A 23,985-nucleotide genomic window follows, 5' to 3' on the forward strand; every position below is an offset into this window, starting at 1 on the left:
TTACTTCCTAAATTTATGTACTGGTTTTAGTTCACGTATATATTTTCTATATGTTATTGTTGCCTTTGCAAGAGCAATGCAAAAGTCTCTCACATAAGTTAATTCATTATGTTCTTCCCTCTGTTCAATTGTAATTAATAGTTTAGTTATTCTGTCTGCTTCTTTAAGTAAATCATCAAGTTTAACGAAGAGTTTGTTTTCACCAGTTTTAGATAATGCATCATTCAAAAAAGTTACAGTAGTAATATCCATTAAAGATTGCATTTTATTAGAGGTTTGGTCAATTGTGTATGAATTTTGTAGTCTTGTTGCAAGCTTTTTTAAAGCTGTAAAGTCTTTGTTTTCTTTACAAACTAACATGTTATCAATGTCAACAGCCGCTTCAGAAGCAAGAAGAGAAAGTTCCGGATCACCAATATTCAGGCGTCTTGATGTCATTGAAGTGCTAGTATCATCAATCATATTTCCTCCGTTTTGAAAGGTTATTTTCAGGAGATTTCAGCCAGCATTCTCCTAAGATGCACGATCGTGAACTTATGTTGCGAAATATTTTAGTTGTTAGATAGTCCGATGTCAAGAATTTTTCACAAATTTAGTATGTTAACTCATTGCCGATCCATTCACTTGCATTATCAATGCATATCTGAGACCATGTTTCAAACATGTTGTAATTATCTTTAACAAAAGATATATCGACAACACTAACTTCATTAATTGATTTTTCCTTCTTCCTTACCTCAGGAGAAGTTAAATTAAAAACATGTACAATACCTAAATGTACTTTTCCAACATCGTTAGAGTCATCATTTATTAATCCCACAATTTTTTCTTGGTAGTGGCTATTTAACTTTAGTTCCTCATTTACTTCACGCAGCATTCCCTCTTTATATGTAGAGTTGAACAAATTGGAATCTTCAAACGATATATGGCCACCAAATCCCAAAGAATAGTTAAATTTCAGCCTTTCTTCCGATAATTGCTTTCCCCTTTTATAGATGCAGACTTTCTTATCATGGGTTAATAGTGCATAAGGAATAATCTGTTTGTAATTCGGGTCATTTTCTACTGATCCTCTTTTTTTTATCTCGTAATGTTCATTTATATAGTCAACATATTTTTTATAATTGGCATTAAATCCCTGGAAACAACCCAATTGATCGAATGCTGATTTTGGTATAACCATTATCAATTCATCGAATTTATTCACTTATGTCCTCCTAGAGTTTTGGAATTATCTCCCAGATGCCATCTTTTTTAAAATGAATCGCCTGGTACAAATCAATTGATTGTACAACCTGTCTCCCGAATTTTTCTGGTCCAGGATCTAATAATATTACATTTTCATTCTCAATACCATAAATTATTGCCACATGACCAACTTTTTTATCTTCATGAAAATACAAAAACGGACTACAAAATCCGCAAACAAGATGATACCCATTTCCAAGAATTTCTCGAATCTTATCATCAAATTGCCAGTCCTGAAATTGATTAATTGGGTAGTAATTTTCTTTCAGAGGGATATTGCCAGCTTTTAATAAATTGTTAATTCCATCTTTATGTATTTTTATCCCCCAATCATTGGGGTCTTTGCTTGTAATGGATTTATCGCTTATATATGGATAATCAGACGGATATATTATATTGAAGAAATTAGCAATTTCTTGTTGTGAAATGCTCCGATTGCTATGAATCTGAATTATTGTCTTTAATACTGCACAAACACAGAAATAATCTTCAGCTTTTTCTAAGATGTAATTGTATTTACTGTAAACGGCTTCCATTGCTTGTCCTTAATGCTACCAAATATCTAACTTTCCAGCTGATCTGATTTTTTTCGCCTTTTCTCTAGCCTTTAGAAAAAACATCGAATCATTCTGATATTGCTTAAGCAGCCAGTCGATAAACACCTGACTGTATTGGGGAAAGGCTCCTTTGATTGTTCCAATATAAAAAAAATCAAGTCGTTTTCGTATTTCATAAGCTTTTTCAATGCATTGAATATCAAATTGGCTTATTTTAGAAGAGGATATTTTTGAATTCAATTCATTTTTTATATCTATTTGGCGGAAATGGTGGGTTTTGCTTGGGTCTTTGGGAACTTCTATTACTTGAGTATTTACTCTACCGTTAGGACCAGTAGACAGTTTAATGTCCGCATCGTCATCGTTTTTTGATAGAACCAGGCGGTATTCGATACCTATGGAAAATTCAGCAGCCCGTTGGAATTGGTCGAATTCGCGTCTGATATCAGCGCAATACTTAGAAAGAAATTTAGCTGCATCCAAACCTAATTCACGTCGTAATCGTTTATCAGCTAGATCGCCATACTGTGGCTGAATATCGTATACTATGCTCATCATCCCAACATGGACGCGCTCGGAGAGTGACACCATAAACCAATTATTTAGTCTTTTGTGGTAATTTATTACACAAGCTTGAAACAAACACAATACATCTCTGGGAATTTCAGTAAAGACTAAGTGTACTGCTTCGTCACGCAATTCCACAATTCTTTCGATATTTCGACGTTCCGGATTGTTTTGGATTGGAAATACTCGCTCCAGGCATTCGCGCAATGATTTTGAGTCACGCCTTTCGCCGCGAATTTTTTTTCCCCTGTAAATTTCGTTATGATTGTTTTGTGTATCTTCAAGTATCTTTGCCTTGAGTAATAACTCCCAAGCATTACAGATTAGATAACAGAAAGCCTCAATTCGATAACGAATGGATAGTCGATTGATGGTTTCCAGAGAGAGAATGTAAGCGTCTATACTTTTATCCAGCAAACGACCTTTCAGCCCTGGATTGCCCCTGTGGCCTTTCACTTTTCTACCTCCACAAAGACTCTTTCAATCAGCCCCAAAAAATCATCACTCTTTTCGATTAATTCCGCCCTCATCTTTCAAACGCCTCTCTCATCACTGATCGCATAAACAATTGTGAACATTCTTTCATCTCCGTTGTTTGTTTTTCCAATTGGTTTACTGCAGCCAAAAAGCTATCAATTTTCTTAATAATAATCCGCAGCTCTAAAAGACTAGGTAATGGTAGAACAAATCGATGTAACTCTTGACCAGTAAAATGTTTAATACCAGAACCGGTAAGATATTTATCTAAGTATCCTGTCATCTTAGATAAATACAAAAAATATAAAAAAAACTTATTAATTTCTTCCTCTAAAAAACGAACTCTATGTATCGCTTTTTGGTAGTAAATCGCATAATCGCTATTCCATATTGCAGCTCTACCAGGATAACCTCCTTCACAAATCAGTAGGTCCCCTTTTCTCGCAGTACATTTTTCGTATTCATTCGTTTGAAATCGCATTTCGAGTAAATCCGACAAGTCGAAATCAAACCACCGAACATTAAGGTTTCTCAAATATTTTTGATGAGTGCCTTTGTTTTTTGACCTGTCCAACATTTTTCCGAGTGAGTGTAATGATATTCCCCCAACCCTGCACCACACCCAGCCTTTAGGTAAATTGAATGGTATTTCATTTTCTGAAATTGGTGGCTGCGGTTTTTCTTTCTTAATTTTATTTTCTTTAATCATCTGCTCTTTTTTAGATCTGATTTTCTCAAGCCATTTCGAAGCATGATTTTCGCCACTGATCAAATCAGGGTTCTGCTTCCGCCATTTTTCTGTAAGTTTGCCTTCAATTGCTTCCTGCAGAATTGCTTGCCTGAGAGATGATATGTATGACGATTGGTTTGAAAATTCATCTTGTAAATCTCTACAAGAAATATTGATTTTATTGAACAACTCGACAAACGAGATCTGTTCTCTCATAGGTGGAACCGTGATTTTAATTCCTGCAATGTCCTTGATTGCCAAAGACACATTTGCTGCACCTTTCATCAATGGTACAATTTTCTTATCTTTAAAAAACTGAAGATATCGATGCAGATATGCTGCTGACAGTACTTTAGGGTTCCTCGGTATCACAGCTGCTAAAATTGTACCAAGTGCAAATTTACCTTCTTGGTAATGAACATAATTCAGTGTTTTTTTTCCATGCCCTGTTGACGACACAAGCGGTATACAAACAGCTGCAGTGTTAAATTGGTATGAACTACAGGATTTTCTATCAGCACTAGTATTAACTAATGGATATTTACCAGGTGTGGCACTGGCAATTCCAGTTTCACCCTTTTCAATTTTACAAAGTTCGCCCAAGGTAGAAGTTGGAAAAGCACTCTTTCTTTTCTCTTTGTCCATTTTCTTCACTGCTGGATCAGTATCTGAGTTATAAAATGAAGAGTCATTGGATAATTCTTCCTCCATGTATTGACCTTTTCCGATTTTATCAATCACCTGAAATCTCCTTGCTCAGCTTGTTCAAGAGGACTTCACTTTTACAAAAAGAGTCATGAAGCAGTGATAGTAATTCACTACTCGAAAGAGTATGTTCAGACTTAATAACATGAGGGTTTTTGATATCCAAATTAAATCCGGTTTCCTCAATCTGCTTGATGGCAACCTTCCACGCCTGCTCATTTTCCCTTCTGCTGTTCCACCATTTTTTGAGGCTGTCAAACTCTTCTACACGAATAGGTTTCGTTTTATTGTATGCCTTTACACTTTCTGGCAGCTTGTGTTCCCAGTACCAGATTTCTTCAGTTTTCTTTCCTTTTTCAAAGAAGAGAAGATTTGTGGCAACACTTGCATAGGGTTGAAAAACTGAGTTTGGTAACCTGACAATGGTATGAAGGTTGCAGTTTTCCAGGAAAAACTGACGAATTCGCTGTTTAACACCATCACCTGTTAAAGACCCATCCGGTAAAACTATTCCAGCCCGGCCGTCTTCATTTAAAAATCGAACCATCAGCAAAAGGAATAAATCAGCGCTTTCTGTTGTCCTGTAATTTAGAGGAAAGTTTGTTTCCACTCCATCGGTTACAGAAGCGCCAAAAGGTGGATTTGCCAGTATCACATCCACTTGGTCTTTTTGCCTTATAGAAGTGTATTCTCTGTTCAAACTGTCAGTGTAATCCACATTCGGGACTTCGATATCATGAAGGATGAGATTAGTGACGCACAGCATGAAAGGCAATGGTTTCAGCTCCATGCCATGAATATTAGCTTCCAGTTTTTTCAGGTCTTCTACACCCTTCACATCTTGTCTTCTGATATTTTCAATTGCGCTGGTTAAAAATCCACCTGTGCCGCAGGATGGGTCAAGTATCTTCTCCCCAAGCCTTGGATTGACCATTTCTGTTATGAACTCAGTCAGTGCCCTTGGTGTGTAGAATTCTCCATAATTACCGGCACTTTGCAGATCACGCAGTATTGTCTCATAAATATCTCCGAAAACATGCCTGTCTTCAGAGCTGTTAAAATCGATCTTGTTCAGTTCATTAATCACCTGGCGGATGATTGTTCCGTTCTTCATGTAGTTATTTGTGCCTTCAAAAATCTCCCGGATTATGAGAGCACGCTTGTTGCCTGGGCTGACCTCCAGATTTTTCAGATCAGGAATTAAAGTGCCGTCAACGAAATTCTTGAGCTTATCGCCTGTCAGTCCTTCATCATTGGCTGCCCAGCTTCTCCATTGAAGATGTTTGGGTATCGGAGATTTATATTTAACATTAAGAAGTTCCAGCTCCTGATCCTTGTCGTCAAGGATTTTCAGGCTGATCATCCAGCCCAGTTGCTCGATGCGCTGGGCATCTCCGGATACGCCGGAATCTTTTCTCATTATGTTCTGGAGCGATTTGATAATGCTTCCAATGTTTTTCATGTTTACTCCTTAGGCCACTTCGTAAAGCAAGTGTTCAAGCTCTTCAAGCGCTTTCATGTAGTTTTCCCGGCCGCCAAAACTCTGCACAATCTCAAGCGGTGTTCCGAACCCATTAAAAGGCTCAACCCTGAGTATGTCTAGGTCTTCAAGATTCATGACCCCACCATCAGCGTACTTATCCAACAGGGCTTCCAGAACTTTCCGTACTTTCTCGCCATACTTGGCAAAATAGTTTCTCTTTTTCACTTTATCAACCCGCTCACGCCTTGTGAGTGGAGGCATATCCCAGGCAATGTGGCAGATAAGATCGAATACATCAAGATCTGCGTCCACTTCTGCTGCCAAGTTTTCAAGACTTACACCATGATTTTCCAATTCATCAATCACTGCTGACTTTCTCTGCGAACTGTTCCAGCGGGTCAGAAAGGAATCAAGCGATCTGTATTCTCTGAGAATGCCCTTCTTTGTGTAATCCTTGAGACTCTCAATGATCAATTTTCCATCAGGGCCTGGAAATTGCCTGCGTTCGCTCAATACAGTGACATCAACACCATTGATGTAAACTTTTCTTGCGGGCTCTGAGATTATTTCGCCGCCCGGAACAATACCAGGAATTGGAGGCGGATCAGGATCTGAAATTATTGGTGGAAATCTTGGCTCAGGGTTCTTGCCAGAACCATCATCGTCTTCATCATCATCTGGGATTTCATCATCTCCATTGATCTGCTTGACCATTACTGGCTCACCGTCGAAATCAGGATCAGCAAACAGATCAGTCACATTCCGGAAATCCATGATTGTAAAAAACATTTTTCCGTATTCTTCATTGATCCGCGTGCCTCTACCTATGATCTGTTTGAATTCAGTCATTGATCTGATGTTTGAATCCAGCACGATCAGCTTGCAGGTCTGGGCATCCACCCCTGTTGTCATCAATTTGGAAGTAGTGACAATTACCGGATATCTTTCTTCAGGGTTGATAAAATTATCCACTTCCCTTTTTCCGATTTCGTCATCACCGGTTATCCTCATCACATACTTGTGGCTGGCTTGGACCAGATCAGGATTTTCATTGACCAGGGCCTGCCTCATCCGCTCAGCATGTTCAATATCAACGCAGAAAACAATGGTTTTGTCATACTTCCCGGTTTTAGAAAGAAATTCAGTTATTATTCTGGCAACAATCTGGGTCCGCTCATCAATTACCAGGTTTTTATCATAATCCAGGGTATTGTAAATGCGATCTTCTATGAGATTACCGTCTATATCCGTTTTGCCGGTTTCAGGTCTGTAGCCTTCCAGATCAGTGTTCAAACCTATTCGGAGAACTTTGTAAGGGGCCAGGAACCCGTCTTCAATGCCCTGCTTCAGAGAGTATGTATAGATTGGATCTCCAAAGTATTCGATGTTTGAAACATCCTCTGTTTCCTTGGGCGTTGCAGTGAGACCAATCTGAGTTGCTTTATTGAAATACTTGAGTATGTCTCTCCAGGCGCTGTCCTCTTTTGCACTGCCCCTATGACATTCATCAACTACAACCAGATCAAAAAAATCACGGCTGAATTCTTTATAAACATCTTTATCTTCATCATTACCTGATAAGCCCTGATAAAGAGCAAGATAGATCTCGTAAGCTTTATCAATGGTTCTTTGCTTTATCACAGTCATTTTTTCTTTAAAATGCCTGAAATCATTACGCTTTGCTTGACCGATCAGGATTTTACGATCAGCCAGAAACAGGATCCGTTTTTTCTGCCCGCTTTTCCAAAGCCGATGAATAATTTGAAATGCTACTAAGGTTTTCCCGGTTCCAGTAGCCATGACCAGCAAGATCCGGTTTTGTCCGCATGCAATTGCTTCTACAGTCCTGTTAATCGCGATTTGCTGGTAATAGCGAGGTTTCTTTCCTGTGCTATCAAAAAAATAATCAAAGGTAGCTATTCTTTCCTGATCCGGAGTATCGATTTTTTTGTATTTTTTATAGCAAGTCATAAGTTCGGATAGCCGTGGGAATTCACTAAGTAAAAGATTACGTTCGACAGTGCCAAAGTGTCCGGATTTATCATGCATTACAAAGCCGTCACCATTTGAACTGAATGCCACAGGTACGTCAAGAATTGAGGCATAATCCAATGCCTGCTGCATTCCTGCACCTAAAGAATGATTGTTATCCTTTGCCTCGATTACTGCAATCGGGATGTTGGGTTTCATGTACAGGATAAAATCAGCGAATTTCCGTTCGCCTCTGGCTGTCTTGTTACCTTTTAATAAAATACGCCCGTCTGTAAAATAAACATTTTCCCTGATATGTTTCTGAACATCCCAGCCCGCCATGACAAGCGCTGGTAATATGAATTTAGTGCAAATATCACGTTCTGAAAGGTCTTTTTTATTCATCATACTTCACAGAAGGAAGATTACTTGAAAATTATACCATAAAAAGATGATAGAGATTGCTTCACGGCCATCGGCCGTTCGCAATGACGCATAATAATGATTTACTTATACTTCTTTGCCAGCGCTTTGATCACGCATGCCGGAGCCACCCGGCTTACGTCTCCGCCAAGGCGCGCCAGTTCCTTGACCAGGCTGGAACTGATGAAGGCATATTCGCCTTTTGTGATCAGGAAAACAGTCTCCATCTTATGATACAGCCCCTTGTTGGTGAGAGCCATCTGATATTCATAATCAAAATCGGACAAAGCCCGCATGCCGCGGATGGCGATTCTGGATTTCTTCTTCTTCATGTAATCGATGAGCAGCCCATTGAAACTCTCTACTTCGACACCAGGGATCCCTTTTGTGGCTTCCCGCAGCAGCAAAATCCGCTCCCCTGGAGTGAAAAGAGTCTCTTTCGTGGAATTTTCAAGCACAGCCACAATCAGAGGCTGGAACAGGCTGGCACTGCGGCTGATGATGTCAAGATGCCCGGTCGTGACAGGGTCAAAACTGCCGGGATAGATTGCTTTCATATCATATGCCTTTCCTATAGAATCTCACTATTGAATCACCATACTTTTTTTCCTGAAACATGGTCAGTCCCTCGCCGGCTTCCAGCTGGTTTCCCCTGCAGAATCTGACTGCCAGGATCCCCTGATCCTTGAGGATTCTGATCGACTCGCTGAAATATTCCGAATTGATTTTGAATTTAAACGGCGGATCCAGGAAAATCAGGTCATACAGTTCATCAGCAAGCCTTTTCATCACTGGAAGAGCCTCACCCTGGAAAACTTCGTACCCTCCAGCCAGAAAATCGCAATTGTTCCGAAAATTCCCGGGATTCAGGTCGATGAAACTGACCTTGGCAGCACCCAGGGACAGGGCTTCGATCCCGAAACTGCCTGATCCGCAGAAGACATCGGCCACCACCTTGTCCTGGAATCTCATGAAATTGAACAACACGTTGAAAATCCCCATCTTGACCTGGCCGGTGAGCGGCCTGACACCTTGGGGATTGCTGAGCTTTAAAACTTTTCCCTTATACTTGCCCCAGACGATTTTCATGACAGTATGATACTACTACATGCAAAACATTGAAACTTACGCAACTCCCCTATAGGTTGCGAGGCTCGGGGTTCGGGGTACGAGGTTTAAGAACTGATCTTTTTACCCCGTACCTCGAACCTCGCACCTCGATCCCAATTAAATGAAAAAGCGGACTGTTAATCCGCTTTCATATTTCTAAACTTGGTCGATTTAGACCGCAGCTGCCACTTTCTCGCCGGCTGGTTTAGAGATAGCTCTTTCCACTTTCCCGGCCTTGAGGCATCTGGTGCAGACCATCATTTTTTTAGTCCCGCCGCCGATCCTGGCTCTGACTTTCTGCAGATTAGGGTACCATCGCTTCTTGGTTCTGATATGGGAATGGGAAACCTGAAAACCCATCCAGGGGATTTTCCCGCAGACTTCGCACATTTTGCCCATTATGTCCTCCTTAGAAGCCGTTAAATCCGAGTTTAGCGAGGATTTTACGGATTCTTAGCCCCGCTGTAAGCGGGACATCTAATATTTAGCCTAAATATAATATCTCAATTCCGGGTATACGCAAGAAAAAAAACATTCGCTTTGCTCAGTACCGCAGTACCAATCAGGCGTAAAGAACGGAGATCCTCTCCTTGGCGAGCATGAAATACGGGCTGTCAGCAGTGCCTTCGTTCACTATCCGCTGGTACTCTTCGATCGCCTTTTTGAGATCCTTCGAAGCTTCATAGACATTAGCCAGATTGTAGCGGGCTTCCAGGTATTTGGGATTGATGGAAATGGCTTTTTCAAGCATTTCAGTAGCTTGCTTGAAATCTTTGAGCAGGAAATACGTTTTGCCCAGGTAATTCATGCTGTCGGCAAAATGTGGAAATTCGGCGATCAATTCAGACAGCACGATCTTGGCTTTGTCGAGCTGCTCGCCTTTCAGGTAGGCGAGTCCCAACAGATTCTTGGCTTCCTTGTACTTCTGGTTGATCTTCAGGGCAGACTGGAAACTGTCGGCTGCTTCAGTGAACAATCCCTTTTCCATATAGGCCTGCCCCAGATAATAATGGCAGTCAGCATAATTCGGATTCAGTTTGATCGCGTCCTTGTATTCCTGGATGGCTTCGTCGATCATGCCCTTGGCCTTATACGCCAGGCCGAGATTGTAGTAAGCTCCGGCATACTTGGGCTCCATTTCCTTGACTTTCTTCCACTTGTTGGCAGAGCCATAGACATTCTTTACGCTGTCCATGATTTTTTCCATGAAACCCGGCTCTGATTTCTTCTCCCCGCAGACCTTTGCGGCTAGTTCGTCGATTACCTTGCTGAAGCCGTTTTCCGGATCAAGCTGAAAGAGAGGCTGACCCCGGTTCAGGGATGCGATACAGGCTTCAGAAGAGTATGGAAGTTCGCTGTAAACAGGTTTTCCGAAGGAGTTGGTAATGTTTTCAGTGGTAATAGCCTTGTTTTTTCCGCTTTTATTAATCATCAGCTTGATCTTGTCTGTAGCATAGTTGAGATTTTCCAGGAGTTTCAGGGCAGCGCGGGAATTCTTGATCCCGATCAGGTCCACATCTGCGATCAGAAGCAGTACGTCAGCCAGGTCAAAAGCGCAGAGAGTGACATCCGAGAAATACGAGGCAGTATCAACTACCACATATTGATACTTACCTTTCAGATTGGCTAAAATTTCATATGCAGCCTGACGCGGTATCAGTTCCGCCTCCTCAGGAATGTGCGGGGCAGGCAGAATTTTCAGATTGTCGGTCCCGGTCTTTTCCAGATATTTTTCCACCGTAGCAGCGGAAAACCCCTTTTCGTTCTGGATCAGATCTACTATGGTGTTGCTGTGCATCAGGTTGAACATCAGGGCCTGGTCCCCGAACTGCAGGTCATAATCCACGATCACAGTGGAATGTCCTCGCTTGGCAATGGCGGTTGCCAGGTTGGCAATGATCGTGCTCCGGCCACATCCGCCTCGTGGCGAACAGACAGCAACAATCTTGCCTTCTTTGGGAGCCTGATCTCCTGCGGTTGTCGTTTTGGCAGCTCTCTCCTTGAATCTCTGAGACATGACTTTCATGATCTTGAGGCTGATGGAGAGATTCACTTTCAGCAGAGTGTCGAATTTTTCTTTGGTGATCGCAAGGAGCTGGCATTCGGTCTCACAGATGATGGTTGCGTTTCTTGGCTCTCCCTCGATCAAAGCCATTTCTCCAAAAAAATCGCCTTCAGCCAGTTCAGCGACCTTCTGCTGTTCATTCTCGATCTTCTTCATCACACTGACGGTGCCTTTTTTTATGATGTAGAAGATGTCGCCCGGGTCGCCCTGATAAAACAGGACTTTGCCTTTCTGAAAGTTTTTAGTCTCAATCAAATCATTGATTTTCTTCAGCGACTCCTCTTCGAGGTTGTGGAAGATCGGGATCTGCTTCAGAAATTCCATGAAGTCACCTGCCATAATTATTTAAGATCCTTCTTTAATTTTCTGATCTCAGCCCTTACTTTGTCTTTATCCTCATCGTTATTCAAGAATTTGACAAGAGTAGTAAGCTCCTTGATGGCGTTTTCCGGTTCTTCCATTTCCTCGTAGGCATGTGCCAGATTTCTCAGGGCGTCAATGAATCCGGGATTGATTTTCAGTGCAGACTTGAAGCTCTTCACAGCCTCATTATAGTCTTTCTTCCCCTTCAGTGCTGCTCCCAGCTTGTTTAAAACGTCGGCATAGTTCGGATGCACATCAAGTGCCTTGCGGTAATGGCAGATGGCATCATCGAGCATGGAATCATCGTTATACAGCAGACCCAGGGCGATCAAGGCGTCCGAATACTTGGGATTGATCTTCAGGGCGGCCTTGTATTTTTCACCAGCTTCTTTAACTTTGCCGAGTTGTTTCAGGACATCGCCAAGCCGCTTATGGGCATCGGCGTAATTAGGATTGATGTCCAGAGCGCGCTGGAATTCATCTCTTGCTTCCTCGAACATGCTTTTATTTACATAGGCAAGCCCCAGATGGTAGTAAGCATCGGCATAATTAGGCTTGATTTCCACGACTTTCTTCCATTTCATGATTGCCCTGGAAATGTTGTCCTTGAAGTCGCTCGTTGCTTCCTCGTAGCTCTCGTAAATGCTGATGAAGAAATCCAGGTGGATCAAGTCGAACAAGCGCTTGATGTAAGGATGAAGCTTGACAATCTTCAGATCGCCGTTGTGATCCCTCAAAAGCTTCAGAGTTGCAGTGAAAAAGCCGATTCCGGAACTGTCGATGTACTCAAGTTTAGCCAGGTCCATCAGGATGTTAAACCGCTCCTGCTCCACCAGCATGTCAATGATTTCCTGGGCCCGGGGGAGCGTGTACATATCGAGCTCACCGATGAGTTCGAAAATTGTGATCCCTTCCTGAGTCCTGATGTTGTAAGAAATCCGGTTTAATTCCTGTTCATTGGTTTCCATCATCATAACTCTGCTCACTCCTTTTGCTTTATTTTGATAAATTAAAGACAATCCTTCCGGCTCAAGTTGACCCTGTTCTGGGAATCGATTTCGATCACCTTCACCTGGATCATGTCTCCCACGTTGACAACATCTTCCACTTTATTTACACGTTCCTTGGCCAGCTTGGAGATGTGGACCAGGCCTTCTTTTCCCGGCAGTATTTCCACGAAGGCACCGAAATTCATGAGCCTGGTGACGCGGCCGTCATAGATCTTGCCTATTTCGACATCAGCAGTGATGTCGTCGATCATTTTCTTGGCCTTGTCCGATCCTTCTGCGGATACAGAATAAATACGTACTGAACCGTCGTCTTCAATGTCGATTTCCACACCAGTGTCGGCAATGATCTTCTTGATCATTTTACCGCCCGGCCCGATCACATCCTTGATCTTTTCGATGTCAATGAAGAAGGCTGTAATCCGTGGAGCGTGAGGAGAGAGCTCTTTTTTGGGTTCTGCGATGCATTGATTCATCTTTCCCAGAATGAACAGTCTGGCATCTTTGGCTTGAACCAATGCCTGCTGCATAATTTCAAATGACAATCCTTTGATCTTGATGTCCATCTGAAGGGCAGTAATTCCGTCTTTGGTGCCTGCCACCTTGAAATCCATGTCTCCGTAATGATCTTCCAGGCCCTGAATGTCGGTGAGAACCGTGAATTTCTCACCTTCTTTGACCAGTCCCATTGCCACGCCGGCAACAGCTTTCTTGATGGGCACGCCGGCTTCCATGAGTGCAAGAGATGTGGAGCAGACCGTCGCCATCGAAGATGATCCGTTTGACTCCAGGATTTCGGAAACTACCCTGGTAGTATAAGGAAACTCTTCATCAGAAGGGATCAGCGGTAAAATCGCCCGCTCGGCCAGTGCGCCATGTCCGATTTCTCTTCTGCCCGGGCCTCTCAGCTGTTTGACTTCTCCAACCGAAAAGGGAGGAAAGTTATAATGCAGCATGAAACGCTTATATGAGTCCTGGCCCATGGAGTCGATCATCTGGGCATCTTTGGCGGTTCCAAGTGTCACGATTCCAAGTGACTGGGTCTGGCCCCTGGTAAAGAGAGATGAACCATGCACGCGGGGCAGGACACTGATCAGACATTCGATCGGCCTGATTTCAGTAGTTTTGCGGCCGTCGGCACGGAAGTTTTCCAGTACAATCAGTGAACGGACTTCCTGCTTGATCACTTCTTCGACAGTATTTTTTATGACGTAAATTTTTTCAGCCCGTTCCTGCTCCTGATACTTGCTTTCATATGAGGCGGTAATTTCCTGGTCAATAACCGCTAAAGCCTGGGACCGCTGCTTCTTATCAAAGATCTTGACCGCTTCTCTGATGCGGGAACGATTGGCCTTCGCGATCTCATCCGACAATGCCTTATCCGTAGGAACTTTTTTGTATTTTTTGACCGGTTTTCCGCATTTTTTCTTCAGCTCGTCCTGAATCGCGATAATTTTCCTGATCTCTTCATGGGCAATCCGGATTGCTTCGAGCATCGTTGCTTCAGAAGCTTCCTTTGCCCCGGCTTCCACCATGCAGATTGCATCTTTTGTTCCTGCCACGATCAGGTCAATCTCGCTCTGGACGAGTTCCGAATCAGAAATGTTGACGATGAAACGGTCTCCGATTTTACCCATCCGAACGGCACCGACAGGATTTTCAAAAGGAATGTCTGAGATGGCAAGGGCGGTTGAAGATGCAACAATCCCTAATGCCTGTGGCGAGTTTTCCTTGTCCATGGCAAGTGGAGAGACAATCACCTGCACTTCTTCACGGTAATCATCAGGGAACAGCGGCCGGATTGGTCTGTCGATCATTCTGGCGGCCAGCACGGCCTCGTCCGCAGGGCGGCCTTCCCTCTTGAAGAATCCACCCGGGATCTTTCCTGTAGCATAATCGCGCTCGCGAAATTCTATGGTCAGCGGAAAAAAATCGCTGAAACCCGGTTTTTCCATCGCACAGACGGTTGCCAGCAACACGGTATCACCATATCTGAGAACGCATGCTCCGTCAGCCTGTTTTGCTACTCTCCCGGTTTCAATGACCAGCTTTTTTCCACCAATTTCTAGCTCTACTGATTCAATTGGCATCGTTTATTCCTTTTCAACCTCTGATATTCAGTTTCTGGATCAAAGTGCGGTACTTTTCCAGGTCGCTGTTTTTCAGGTAATTTAGTAATCTGTGCCTGCGTCCAACCATTTTCAGCAGTCCCTGTCTGGAATGGTGATCTTTGGAATGAGCTTTGAAATGGTCGTTGAGTGATCTGATCCTCTCAGTGAGAACCGCAATCTGCACTTCGGCAGAGCCTGTGTCCCGCTCATGTTGGGCATAAGCCTTGATGACTTCGGTTTTCTTTTCCTTGGTGATGCTCACGAATTCCTCCCTCCACTGGATCAAGCAGCAAACAGCCCCTAAACCAGGGTGATTTTTGGCCATTTTACCACACCATTGGCGGGCATATCAAAATCAATGGAATTCAGTTTTTTTGACCACGTCACCAGAGAGATCGGAAGCTCTTTCCAAAATTTCCCGGATCAGCATTTTATTCTGCTGAAAAACAAATCCGGCATAACTTTCATAGATGTAAATCAGAAACACTGCGGTCAGTACTATTCCGCAGTAAAAAGAGAATAATGCCAAAATGAAGTCGAAGGTCAGCGCGAATCCGGAATACCTGAAGCTTTCAACGCCGGATTCGAGATCCAGTTCCAGTGAAAACACGCGTGGAGTCAGTTGAAGCATAGTAATACCGCCACAAATCCCGGCCGGATATATGCGGACCAGGTCAGCCTTACGTTCGAGGTATCCGGAAGAAGATATGCTTCCTTCAGGCAGACCTCTGACCAGATCCAACTCAGCTGCACTCATTTTTCTGCTTCCGAATCTGACTTCAAGGCCGGATCTCCGTGAGCTGCACCTGTGGTAAATGTTGAAAATCGAGATCAGAGCCGGGATAATCCAGAACCAGATTGGAACAATCCACAATTCAGACATCAGAATCACCCCTGCCGAGACATGTCATGCCAAGTGAGAGGAGCAAGGAACAGGCCAGAAAAAAAGAAGTCACTGGTATCACAAGACAGATCGACATCAGCAGAGAATACGAAAAAACTGCGGTATCATTCAGCATGCGTTTAGCTCCGAAGAGGGCTGCAGTCAGAAAATAAATCAACAGAGACATGCTGATCAGCCCAAAATAACTCAGCTGATCGAACTGGCTGAAAAGATCGTTCCAGCCGGTATATTTCATGCCTGTTTCATAAAAATATCCAGTGAAGTATTCGAGAATTGAATACAGCAGAGTAAAGAAAGAAGCGAAATAAAGCAGGCTGGAGCTGATTTTATAGTTCCTGAACATGAAAATTCCTTTCCAGGTCTTTCAGATATGCCTCTTCATCACATCCGAGAGGAAAAAACAGCTCCAGTACATTACCTGGACCATACCAGAACTTTTCTTCAGGGTAAAGATACTGAAAAAACGTGTGAAATTCGGAAAAACCATAAAAAACTCCTGTCTTGTCAAAATGCTCTTTCAGTCTGACAAGATCCGCCGGGTTTTCTGCCCGGATGGCTTTGACATGGTATTCAGGCTTCCAGCGCAGCTCTGACAGAGCTTTAGTTAAACGGGGGTTTGCCAGAAAGCTTCCGAATGTTGTGCTGGAAATTACCCGGGAGTCACCGTTGGATTGGTTGATTTCAGCTAGAACAGACAGTTGATGCCCGTGATAAATTTCCAGATTTCTAAACCCTGAGGTTTTATCGAAATGGAAATTTCTGGGTAAAAAAACGGAATCAGCACTGGACAGGGATTTGATTTCACTGGTGACAATGCCGGCCAGATTTCCTTCACGGATCATGATGGTGCTGTTTTGCAGCATGCGGTCGAGGTGAAAACTGGGATAGGGGAAAATACCAAGATACAAAACCTGAACCATGATCAGGCCCACGAATAGACCGCGCATAAGGTCGGAAATATTTTCAGGAATGAATTTCATGCTGTGCCTGCGCTTTTTTTTACTTTATAGATTATGAAACGGTATTCCTGATAGCTGGTCTCGAAGATTTTCTCCAGACAGGGGGGTGGTTTATCGAACAGTTCCCGGCTTTTTCCGAAAAAGTAATGGTAAGCCTCGTCGATCACGACATAATCGATGCCGAGCAGTTTAAGATTTGCTTCGAAATTATCGTCAAATCTGATCTGGTCATGCCATTTTCCTTGCTTTTCATAAGCGAACCAGGGGTCCCGGACCATGATGGCTGAATTCGAGAGATCCAGCTCTGAACAGCGTTCCAGGAAGACCCTGTTCGGGCCATAGCTGGATTGTTTATAGGAGGGCAGATAAACCGGATGCAGGATAAGAGTGCTGAGAAACAGAACGATCATGGCTGGAATCGGATTAAAGATCTTGAATCTGTCGGCAAGGTAGCGATAACCGACAGCCAGGTGGGGAAGGAAGACAGGGTAGAGATAAGCGAAGTGCCTGGTGCCAGGAGAATCCAGCTCTGTCCAGAGGTCACCGATCGGGAAGACAATGAAAGGGAGGAGAAACAGCAGGAAAAAACTGCGGTCCGCCCTGACCAGGTACAATCCGCAGAGCATGGCTATTAGGTCCAGTGGAAGAAGGGTATAGACAAAAAAGTGAAGGCAGTTCGTCATGAACCACATGTAAGACTGAAAAAGAAGACCTTTAAAGTACCAGACAAAATCGATTTCCGGTCTGCTTTTCGCCACCCAGAGACCCTTGTCAGTGGAAAGTGCAGTCTGCCCTATCCACTCCCATTCCAGCCGCTGAAATTGATCATAGCGCGAGGCTTCTCTATCGTCCGCATCATAGGAATTGTGATAGATGAGCATTGTGCCGTAAAGAAAGGGCATGGTCTTAGTGCTGAGCATCGCCTGACCTGAGAAAGAGCGGATCATCAATAGATATGGAAACACCAGCAGCAGGAAAAGTGCTGTTCCAATCAGGAACTGCCGCCATCTTCGGACAGTGATGAATATGACAGGTATCAGAAATAAAATCCCTTCAGGTCTTGTTAAATAGAGAAACGCGCATAACAGGAACATGACCCAGACCGGTCTGCCGGTTTTCCAGACATAAAGCAACAAAGAAAGCAGCAGCAGAAACAGGGATTCAGTCAGTGCCCAGTGAAAGGTCGTGATCAGAAGCGGAGAAAAAAGGTAGATTACTGAAGCCAGGTTTTTCAGTTTCGGATTCGATACTTCAAAATATTTCAGCAGCACTATATAGGTTGCGAAATCAAGCATAAAGGAGAAGATCATCTGCAGGATTTCCAGTCTGGCGATGAAAATCGAAAGAAATGCCAGGATCAGCGAATACAGCGGTGAGATCCAGGCCAGCTGCCTGATCTCTTCCTCGGTCAGCATCCCGCTCTGCGCCAGATGTTTAAAGGTCTCTGCCAGCCGGATGTATTCCAGATTGTCGGACATGTGGGGCGGTGCGTAAAAATACAGGATTGCGCGCAGGGCAAAGGCCGTAAGCACTAGCCAGGGTGAGACACCGAAGAATTTCCTCATCTGGAACATGATAACAGTTTAGCTGAGATTGGCAAATCAGGGAATTCTCTGTTAAGATTTCGGGAAAACATCGGAAATATACACTGATCATGAAAAACATCGTGATTCTCGGCTCCACAGGCTCCATCGGGATCAACACTATCAATATCGTGAAGAATTTTCCGGAAAGATTCAGAGTGGTCGGCCTGGCAGTCAACCAGGATATAACAGCACTCAGAAAGCAGATTTTCGAACTGAATCCTGAAGTGGTGGCTGTAGCGTCGGAAGCCAAGGCGGCTGAGCTGAAAGAATCACTGGGCAGGAAAAAGCTCGCAATCATCACTGGACCTAACTGCCTGTCTGAAATCGCCTCCCATCCCGGCGCGGACACTGTCGTGAATGCTGTTGTAGGCGGGATCGGGCTCTCCCCCACCTATCAGGCACTCAAGCTGAAAAAAACCGTGCTGCTTGCCAACAAGGAAAGCCTGGTGGCAGGCGGACACCTGATCATGCCGCTCTGCAAAGGAAAGTCCAGGATCATTCCCATCGACAGCGAGCATTCGGCGATTTTCCAGTGCCTGCAGGGCCAGAATCGCGGTGAAGTCGATTCCCTGATCTTGACAGCTTCTGGCGGTCCTTTTTACAAGCTTCCCAGGAACAAATTCTCATCAATTACTGTGGAACAGGCCTTGAATCATCCCCGCTGGAAGATGGGGAAAAAAATCAGCATCGATTCCGCTACCATGATGAATAAAGGCCTGGAGGTGATCGAGGGGCACTGGCTGTTCGGTATGGATTACAGCATGATCAAAATAGTGATCCATCCCCAGTCAATCATTCATTCTCTGGTGCAGTTCAGGGATGGCTCCATCCTGGCCCAGCTAGGCGTTACAGACATGCGCCTGCCGATCAGTTATGCGCTGAGCTATCCGGAAAGACTGCCATTGGAGAGTAAGCTCCATCTCAACCTGTCTGAACTTGGCAGCCTGGATTTTTCCGCGCCTGACATGGAAAAATTTCCCTGTCTCGGTCTAGCATATCAGGCCGGGAAAAGAGGAGGCAGTGCCACAGCAGTGCTCAACAGCGCCAATGAAGAAGCAGTAGCTCTGTTCCTTTCCGGCCGCATCGGATTCACAATGATCCCGAAATTGATTGAAAAAGCGCTTTCCAGGATCGATTTCGTGAAAAACCCCTCTCTGGACGAGATCCACGAAATCTCCAGGGAAACCCGGGAGTTTGTGACTGCTGAAATCAAATAAAATAGTTGCTATTAATAATATCATCTTCAATCCGCAAGGCTGATTTATGTTTTACTGATTTGTAACAAAATGTAACTTGATTAAATTACAACCTCAGATAAAATAGATATATAGAGTAAAAGGCTGTTCTATGAAATCGATTTTCTCATTAGTTTTAATAGTTTTTTTTGCAAGTGCTTCATTCTCTATTGATATTAATAAATCATACAAGATTATAAATTTTCCCCCTGCGCCATTCATGCCAAATTTAGTACCATTGGCCCCACAACCCGATTCCCTTGAAACCTCTTCTTGTCTAACTGAACTCAAATCCCTGGATAACCTGATCGCCGCCTCACTCTGGACACTTTATCTTTCCAAACAGATAACAAACCAGACAGCATCGGGGTCTGGTCGCACAACCGGGGACAGGCTCGTTCCCCAAAGCCCTGCCCAAAATACGACCTGTCTCCATAGTCATGCGCCCAAATCCGACCTGCCCCCATCTTTAAGCGAAACCATCGAGCAAATCTATGCCTCCTCCCTCGATGAAATAGACCGCGGTTCAGCCTCAATTGCTGGTAAAATCACCCAGTGCCTAAAAAGTGGCGATAATCATCCATTTCGCGAATTCGCGATCTTTTTTCATAGATCTACAGAAAATCAGAAAAGCGGTTTATCAACCCTGACAATGAAAATTGAGGAAAACCTGCGGAGTTTGAAAGTGGACTCTGTTCGTTCCCTAGACAATTCCGGTGCCTGTGCCGTTCCCAAAACCAATACCCAAGTCACAGCCTGGCACCGTGAAACAGGCATTGACCTGTCCTCATACTTGGCAGAACTGAAAGAAATCATCTCAGAAGCCAACTCAGCCCAGGTCAGCTTCGCCGGGTTTCAGATGGGTATCCCTGAACTGATCGTCAAATTTGGCTTCCTCGTGGTGGAATGCCACTCCGATGCTCTGAAATCTTTCCTGGATAGCGGGAACAAGGATGAGTTCGTGAAACAAATGACCTGGGTTAACAAAACCTTTGAACTATACGGCAGGCTTAATTTTCTTTATGGCTCTCCTTCTTCAGACAAAGCGACACCGGCTGCTGAACAGGCTTACAGTACAGCTATGGATGACTATTACGCTAAGAAATATGCTTCAGCCATATCCGGTTTCGAGAAAGTGATCACGCTTGACCCTGCCTATGCCGCAAAAAACGGATGCTATTACTGGATTGGGAAATCTTACGCAGGGCTTGGCAACGGCGTTAAAGCGATCGAAAATTACAAAACCAGTATCCGGACTGACGCCACTGACCCATATAAACGGAACTCTTATCTGGCCGGATTATCCTGGTACACAGACCAGAATACTGAAAATTCACTGCTTTCGGCAGTCAGGTACATCGATGAAGTTCTCTCATTCGTGACCGACGACTATGTAATCCAGCACGCAAGATACGATAAAGGCGACCTTTATGTAAAACTTGCCTGGAGTTTTGCATCCTCTCCTGAGAACAATGAAAAATATGTCCTTGCAGCCATCGAAGCATACAGGTTTTTCATCGATAATTTCACGAATGCAGGGCAGCCATACGGGCAGGATCAGGCCCAGGAAAACATCGCTGCGGCATACGGACGCTTATGGAACGTCACTGGCCTGGATCCTTCAAAAAGACTGCAATACGCAAAACTTTGTTCTGAAGAATACATAAAACTCGCTGAAACCTATCCTGGCAGCACGCGTGCTCCTGAAGCTTACTATTCCGCGGCAGGCAATTACTGGTCAATGACTTCAAGTCTGATCAGCGAACTACCTGATAAGGAATCATACTTTCTGAAAGCCATCGCAGTTTATGAAAAGCTGCGTGCCGGATACCCTGCCCATCAGAAAAGCGAATTGGCTTTGTTCAACATTGGTACAGCTTACTGGCAGATCGGAGTTAGTATTTATACTTATCACTATAATGAAACCGGGGAATGGATCATAAAACGGGACTATCTTCTCAAAGGCATCGAAACCTTGAAGAAGTACTTAGCCGACTATCCGGACGGGAGTCAGTATGCCGGCGCATTGAACTACCTTGGCAGCATATACAGTTCACTCGCAGAATCATATAAACAGGATGCTGATTTTGATATGATCAAGGAAAGTTACGATGCAGGCATCGGATGTTATCAGAATTACCTTTCACAGGTTGGTCTCAGTCTTGATAATAAAAGACAGACAATGGACGCAATTGCCATCTATTACAGGGAAATCTCCCGCGACTATCTCAAATACAAACAAGACGAAGTGAATCAGAAAAAATACGGACTGCTGGCAGTGGAGCAGTACAAAGAGCGTTACAATTTCGCTGGACTGGAAGGTTGGAAACCAGCTGCAGCCAGGGAGATCGGCAATACCTACAAGGAAATCAAAGATTATGATTCAGGGATCGAATGGTATGGGAAAGGCACAGGCACAGCGGATACGTATTTCAATGGCCTGTGCTATCTGGGACAGGCTGAATGTTATTTTGAAAAGGGCCAGTACCAGACAGCCAGGGATTTGATTCAGAAGATTTTTAATGAAGGCAGTCCTTCGCCAGAGGCTTACTATTGCAGGGGAAGAATCGAAGCCATCTTTGGGAATTATTCCAAAGCGCATCAAGACTTTGCCCTTATAGTGCAATATTGTGCTTCTGCATCCTGGGAATACAATGACATCACCGACAAGTGTAAAGATGAAATCCGAAAACTTCTCAAGGTCAGGATCACGCCAGTCACCGACTACATAGAACCGAACACCAAACAGAATTTCACTGCCGAGATAGTCTACAACGACTCGATGGAAACACTAGCAATGGTGCCTGGGTCAGCGATCAAGGAATGGGTCTGGCTTGTAAATGGAGGTGCTCCCGGAGCAGGCTACCTGCCAAGCAGTACAAACATCCTGACTTATACGGGACAAGGCGATTTCAACGATATTCTTACTGCTAAATGCAGGATCGATGCGGGGGTATACGGTGTAAGGGCGGTTACACCAGAAATTTGGATTGAGGGGAATAACCAGGTACCGGTCAGTTTGGTGAATGAGGATGAAAAAAGAGTCAGGGTTGTACCGATTTACTATCCGGATTGCGGGAAAAGTTGCGGCATTTCCCCGAATAATAAAAACACACACGGATTCACGATCATATTCAAGGCCCCTTATTTTACCGACAATGCCAGCGCTCTGAATTTGATTTACGATTCCAATGATTTTTCCCTTGGCGTGGTGTCCGAAATGACTGAGACTCAAAAAGGAAAGTTTGAAACGTCTGCTGGAAAAGTGCGAATTGTTATTACAAAACCCCTTCCATCAGAGCCAATAATCACTAAGTCTTTGCATGAAGATCAGGGTGACCTGGAATTTGTATTGACTGGGCTTGGTTTTGATAATGAGAAAATCACCATACCTATGATCCAACTACAGCAATTCTCAACAGACCCTTCAGCTCCGAGTAAATACTATGCTGCTTCTAATCAAGTTCATGATGAGGGTGATTGTCAGAATATCCCGCCTGAAACCGGCTTGACAAAAAACTGCAAATTTTTCGTCAAGATCGTCGATAACAGCGTCAATACTGATAAAATACTTATAAATCTCAAAAGCAATTCCGATCATATTGACAACTTGGAATGCGCGAGAAAAAAGTCCGGCAATTACATATCAAAACCTCTCTACCTTGTACCAGCTTCATTCAACGCACAAGATGTTTCTATAAACGGAGAAAAGTTCTCTGTTTTGAAAATAAATTCCCAGGAATCCTTGAATTACCAACCAGATATTTTTATTGATTATCCATTATCTGCAAGAAGAAAATCTGATGTGGCAGTCGGGCAAGGAAAAAATAAGGCGTATTTGACAACTGGATATAAAGATCTGGGAATCATTGGCCTGTTTGACCATCCTTTGACCATTAAAAAGGAGTTAGTAACGAAACTTGGCTATTTTGCTGAAGCCGACTATAGTGCCACAAAAAGCGAAATCACAAAAGAAGTTATCAATACTAGCCTTTTCTATCTTGAAGTCCATGGAATGGTGGATGATGAGAATAAACCGAAAAAGTTTTTCGGATTTGGTGTTGAAAATTGGAAAACCTGGTTTCTAATGTGGCTACCTCTGACAGGAAGCAGTTTCTCAGCCGATCTTTTCTTGACTGCAAAAGATCTTCCACAAACCAAGTGCGGATTCGTATTCATCAATGCCTGCTACTCTGGAAAAGATACAGTTGCTCCATTGGAAAATCAGAATGAATCGTACCAGACCATTTTCACCAAATTAAATCCTACTGCAATTTTAGGATGGAAAGAATTTGTAAATACTACTCAGTCCAAGAGTTTTGCCACGTTGCTGTTTGAAAAAGTGAATGATCCTAAAAAATTAAAATTAACTGATGCGATTGACGCTGCTTTTGATGCTCTTCAACCAATTGGAGACAACAGTGCCAACAGGGAAAACTTATGGCGTGAAGGCGACCTGGAAATGCAGGTAAAGGTCAATTGAG

The 23,985-nt window shown here is 43.7% G+C and carries 20 protein-coding genes; 2 read left to right on the forward strand and 18 right to left on the reverse strand.

What is annotated here, in order from left to right; all coding sequences use genetic code 11:
• The 18 genes from PHW04_10445 to PHW04_10530 form a co-directional block, all read right to left on the reverse strand.
• Positions 1–462, reverse strand: coding sequence for a hypothetical protein (locus PHW04_10445; protein ID MDD2716296.1), 462 nt, complete (start codon positions 460–462; stop codon positions 1–3).
• Positions 463–592: 130 nt separating this feature from the next.
• Entirely contained in the window at positions 593–1,207 is a 615-nt protein-coding gene (locus tag PHW04_10450; GenBank protein ID MDD2716297.1) for a hypothetical protein, read from the reverse strand.
• Positions 1,208–1,217: 10 nt separating this feature from the next.
• Positions 1,218–1,784, reverse strand: a complete 567-nt coding sequence (locus tag PHW04_10455; GenBank protein MDD2716298.1) for a hypothetical protein — start codon at positions 1,782–1,784, stop codon at positions 1,218–1,220.
• Positions 1,785–1,799: 15 nt separating this feature from the next.
• Positions 1,800–2,828: a DUF3644 domain-containing protein gene (locus PHW04_10460; protein ID MDD2716299.1), complete on the reverse strand. Its 1,029-nt coding sequence runs from the start codon at positions 2,826–2,828 to the stop codon at positions 1,800–1,802.
• Between the two features lie 70 nt (positions 2,829–2,898).
• A complete protein-coding gene (locus PHW04_10465; protein ID MDD2716300.1) occupies positions 2,899–4,320 on the reverse strand; it encodes a restriction endonuclease subunit S in 1,422 nt (473 codons plus the stop codon).
• Positions 4,313–5,746 carry an N-6 DNA methylase gene (locus PHW04_10470; GenBank protein ID MDD2716301.1) on the reverse strand — a complete coding sequence of 478 codons (1,434 nt, stop codon included), beginning with the start codon at positions 5,744–5,746 and terminating at the stop codon, positions 4,313–4,315. The genes PHW04_10465 and PHW04_10470 overlap by 8 nt, the downstream gene beginning before the upstream one ends.
• 9 nt (positions 5,747–5,755) lie before the next feature.
• Positions 5,756–8,146, reverse strand: a complete 2,391-nt coding sequence (locus PHW04_10475) for a DEAD/DEAH box helicase family protein (protein MDD2716302.1) — start codon at positions 8,144–8,146, stop codon at positions 5,756–5,758.
• 98 nt (positions 8,147–8,244) lie between these two features.
• Positions 8,245–8,718 (reverse strand): pantetheine-phosphate adenylyltransferase, encoded by a 474-nt coding sequence (coaD, locus tag PHW04_10480; protein MDD2716303.1) that lies wholly within the window; start codon positions 8,716–8,718, stop codon positions 8,245–8,247.
• A gap of 1 nt (position 8,719) precedes the next feature.
• Positions 8,720–9,250 carry an RsmD family RNA methyltransferase gene (locus PHW04_10485; GenBank protein ID MDD2716304.1) on the reverse strand — a complete coding sequence of 177 codons (531 nt, stop codon included), beginning with the start codon at positions 9,248–9,250 and terminating at the stop codon, positions 8,720–8,722.
• Between the two features lie 192 nt (positions 9,251–9,442).
• On the reverse strand, positions 9,443–9,670 hold the full coding sequence (gene rpmB, locus PHW04_10490) for a 50S ribosomal protein L28 (GenBank protein MDD2716305.1): 228 nt from the start codon (positions 9,668–9,670) through the stop codon (positions 9,443–9,445).
• A 163-nt stretch (positions 9,671–9,833) separates the two neighbouring features.
• On the reverse strand, positions 9,834–11,660 hold the full coding sequence (locus PHW04_10495) for a tetratricopeptide repeat protein (protein MDD2716306.1): 1,827 nt from the start codon (positions 11,658–11,660) through the stop codon (positions 9,834–9,836).
• Positions 11,661–11,677: 17 nt separating this feature from the next.
• Entirely contained in the window at positions 11,678–12,673 is a 996-nt protein-coding gene (locus tag PHW04_10500; protein ID MDD2716307.1) for an anti-sigma factor antagonist, read from the reverse strand.
• A gap of 35 nt (positions 12,674–12,708) precedes the next feature.
• A complete protein-coding gene (gene pnp, locus PHW04_10505; protein MDD2716308.1) occupies positions 12,709–14,796 on the reverse strand; it encodes a polyribonucleotide nucleotidyltransferase in 2,088 nt (695 codons plus the stop codon).
• A 13-nt stretch (positions 14,797–14,809) separates the two neighbouring features.
• A complete protein-coding gene (gene rpsO / locus PHW04_10510; GenBank protein MDD2716309.1) occupies positions 14,810–15,079 on the reverse strand; it encodes a 30S ribosomal protein S15 in 270 nt (89 codons plus the stop codon).
• 93 nt (positions 15,080–15,172) lie between these two features.
• Complete coding sequence (locus PHW04_10515) at positions 15,173–15,700, reverse strand: hypothetical protein (protein ID MDD2716310.1); 528 nt, start codon at positions 15,698–15,700, stop codon at positions 15,173–15,175.
• The gene (locus PHW04_10520) at positions 15,693–16,064 is read right to left on the reverse strand and encodes a hypothetical protein (GenBank protein MDD2716311.1); all 372 of its coding nucleotides are present in this window, start codon (positions 16,062–16,064) and stop codon (positions 15,693–15,695) included. Before PHW04_10520 ends, PHW04_10515 begins: the two co-directional genes overlap by 8 nt.
• Complete coding sequence (locus PHW04_10525; protein MDD2716312.1) at positions 16,048–16,701, reverse strand: hypothetical protein; 654 nt, start codon at positions 16,699–16,701, stop codon at positions 16,048–16,050. The genes PHW04_10520 and PHW04_10525 overlap by 17 nt, the downstream gene beginning before the upstream one ends.
• Positions 16,698–18,245, reverse strand: a complete 1,548-nt coding sequence (locus PHW04_10530; GenBank protein ID MDD2716313.1) for a hypothetical protein — start codon at positions 18,243–18,245, stop codon at positions 16,698–16,700. The genes PHW04_10525 and PHW04_10530 overlap by 4 nt, the downstream gene beginning before the upstream one ends.
• 89 nt (positions 18,246–18,334) lie before the next feature.
• Here PHW04_10530 and PHW04_10535 point away from each other — a divergent pair, with 89 nt between their 5' ends.
• Positions 18,335–19,483, forward strand: a complete 1,149-nt coding sequence (locus tag PHW04_10535) for a 1-deoxy-D-xylulose-5-phosphate reductoisomerase (protein MDD2716314.1) — start codon at positions 18,335–18,337, stop codon at positions 19,481–19,483.
• Positions 19,484–20,153: 670 nt separating this feature from the next.
• Complete coding sequence (locus tag PHW04_10540) at positions 20,154–23,984, forward strand: tetratricopeptide repeat protein (GenBank protein MDD2716315.1); 3,831 nt, start codon at positions 20,154–20,156, stop codon at positions 23,982–23,984.
• The last annotated feature ends 1 nt before the right edge of the window (position 23,985 follow it).

The sequence above is a fragment of the Candidatus Wallbacteria bacterium genome (assembly GCA_028687545.1).
Classification (GTDB): Bacteria; Muiribacteriota; JAQTZZ01; order JAQTZZ01; family JAQTZZ01; genus JAQTZZ01.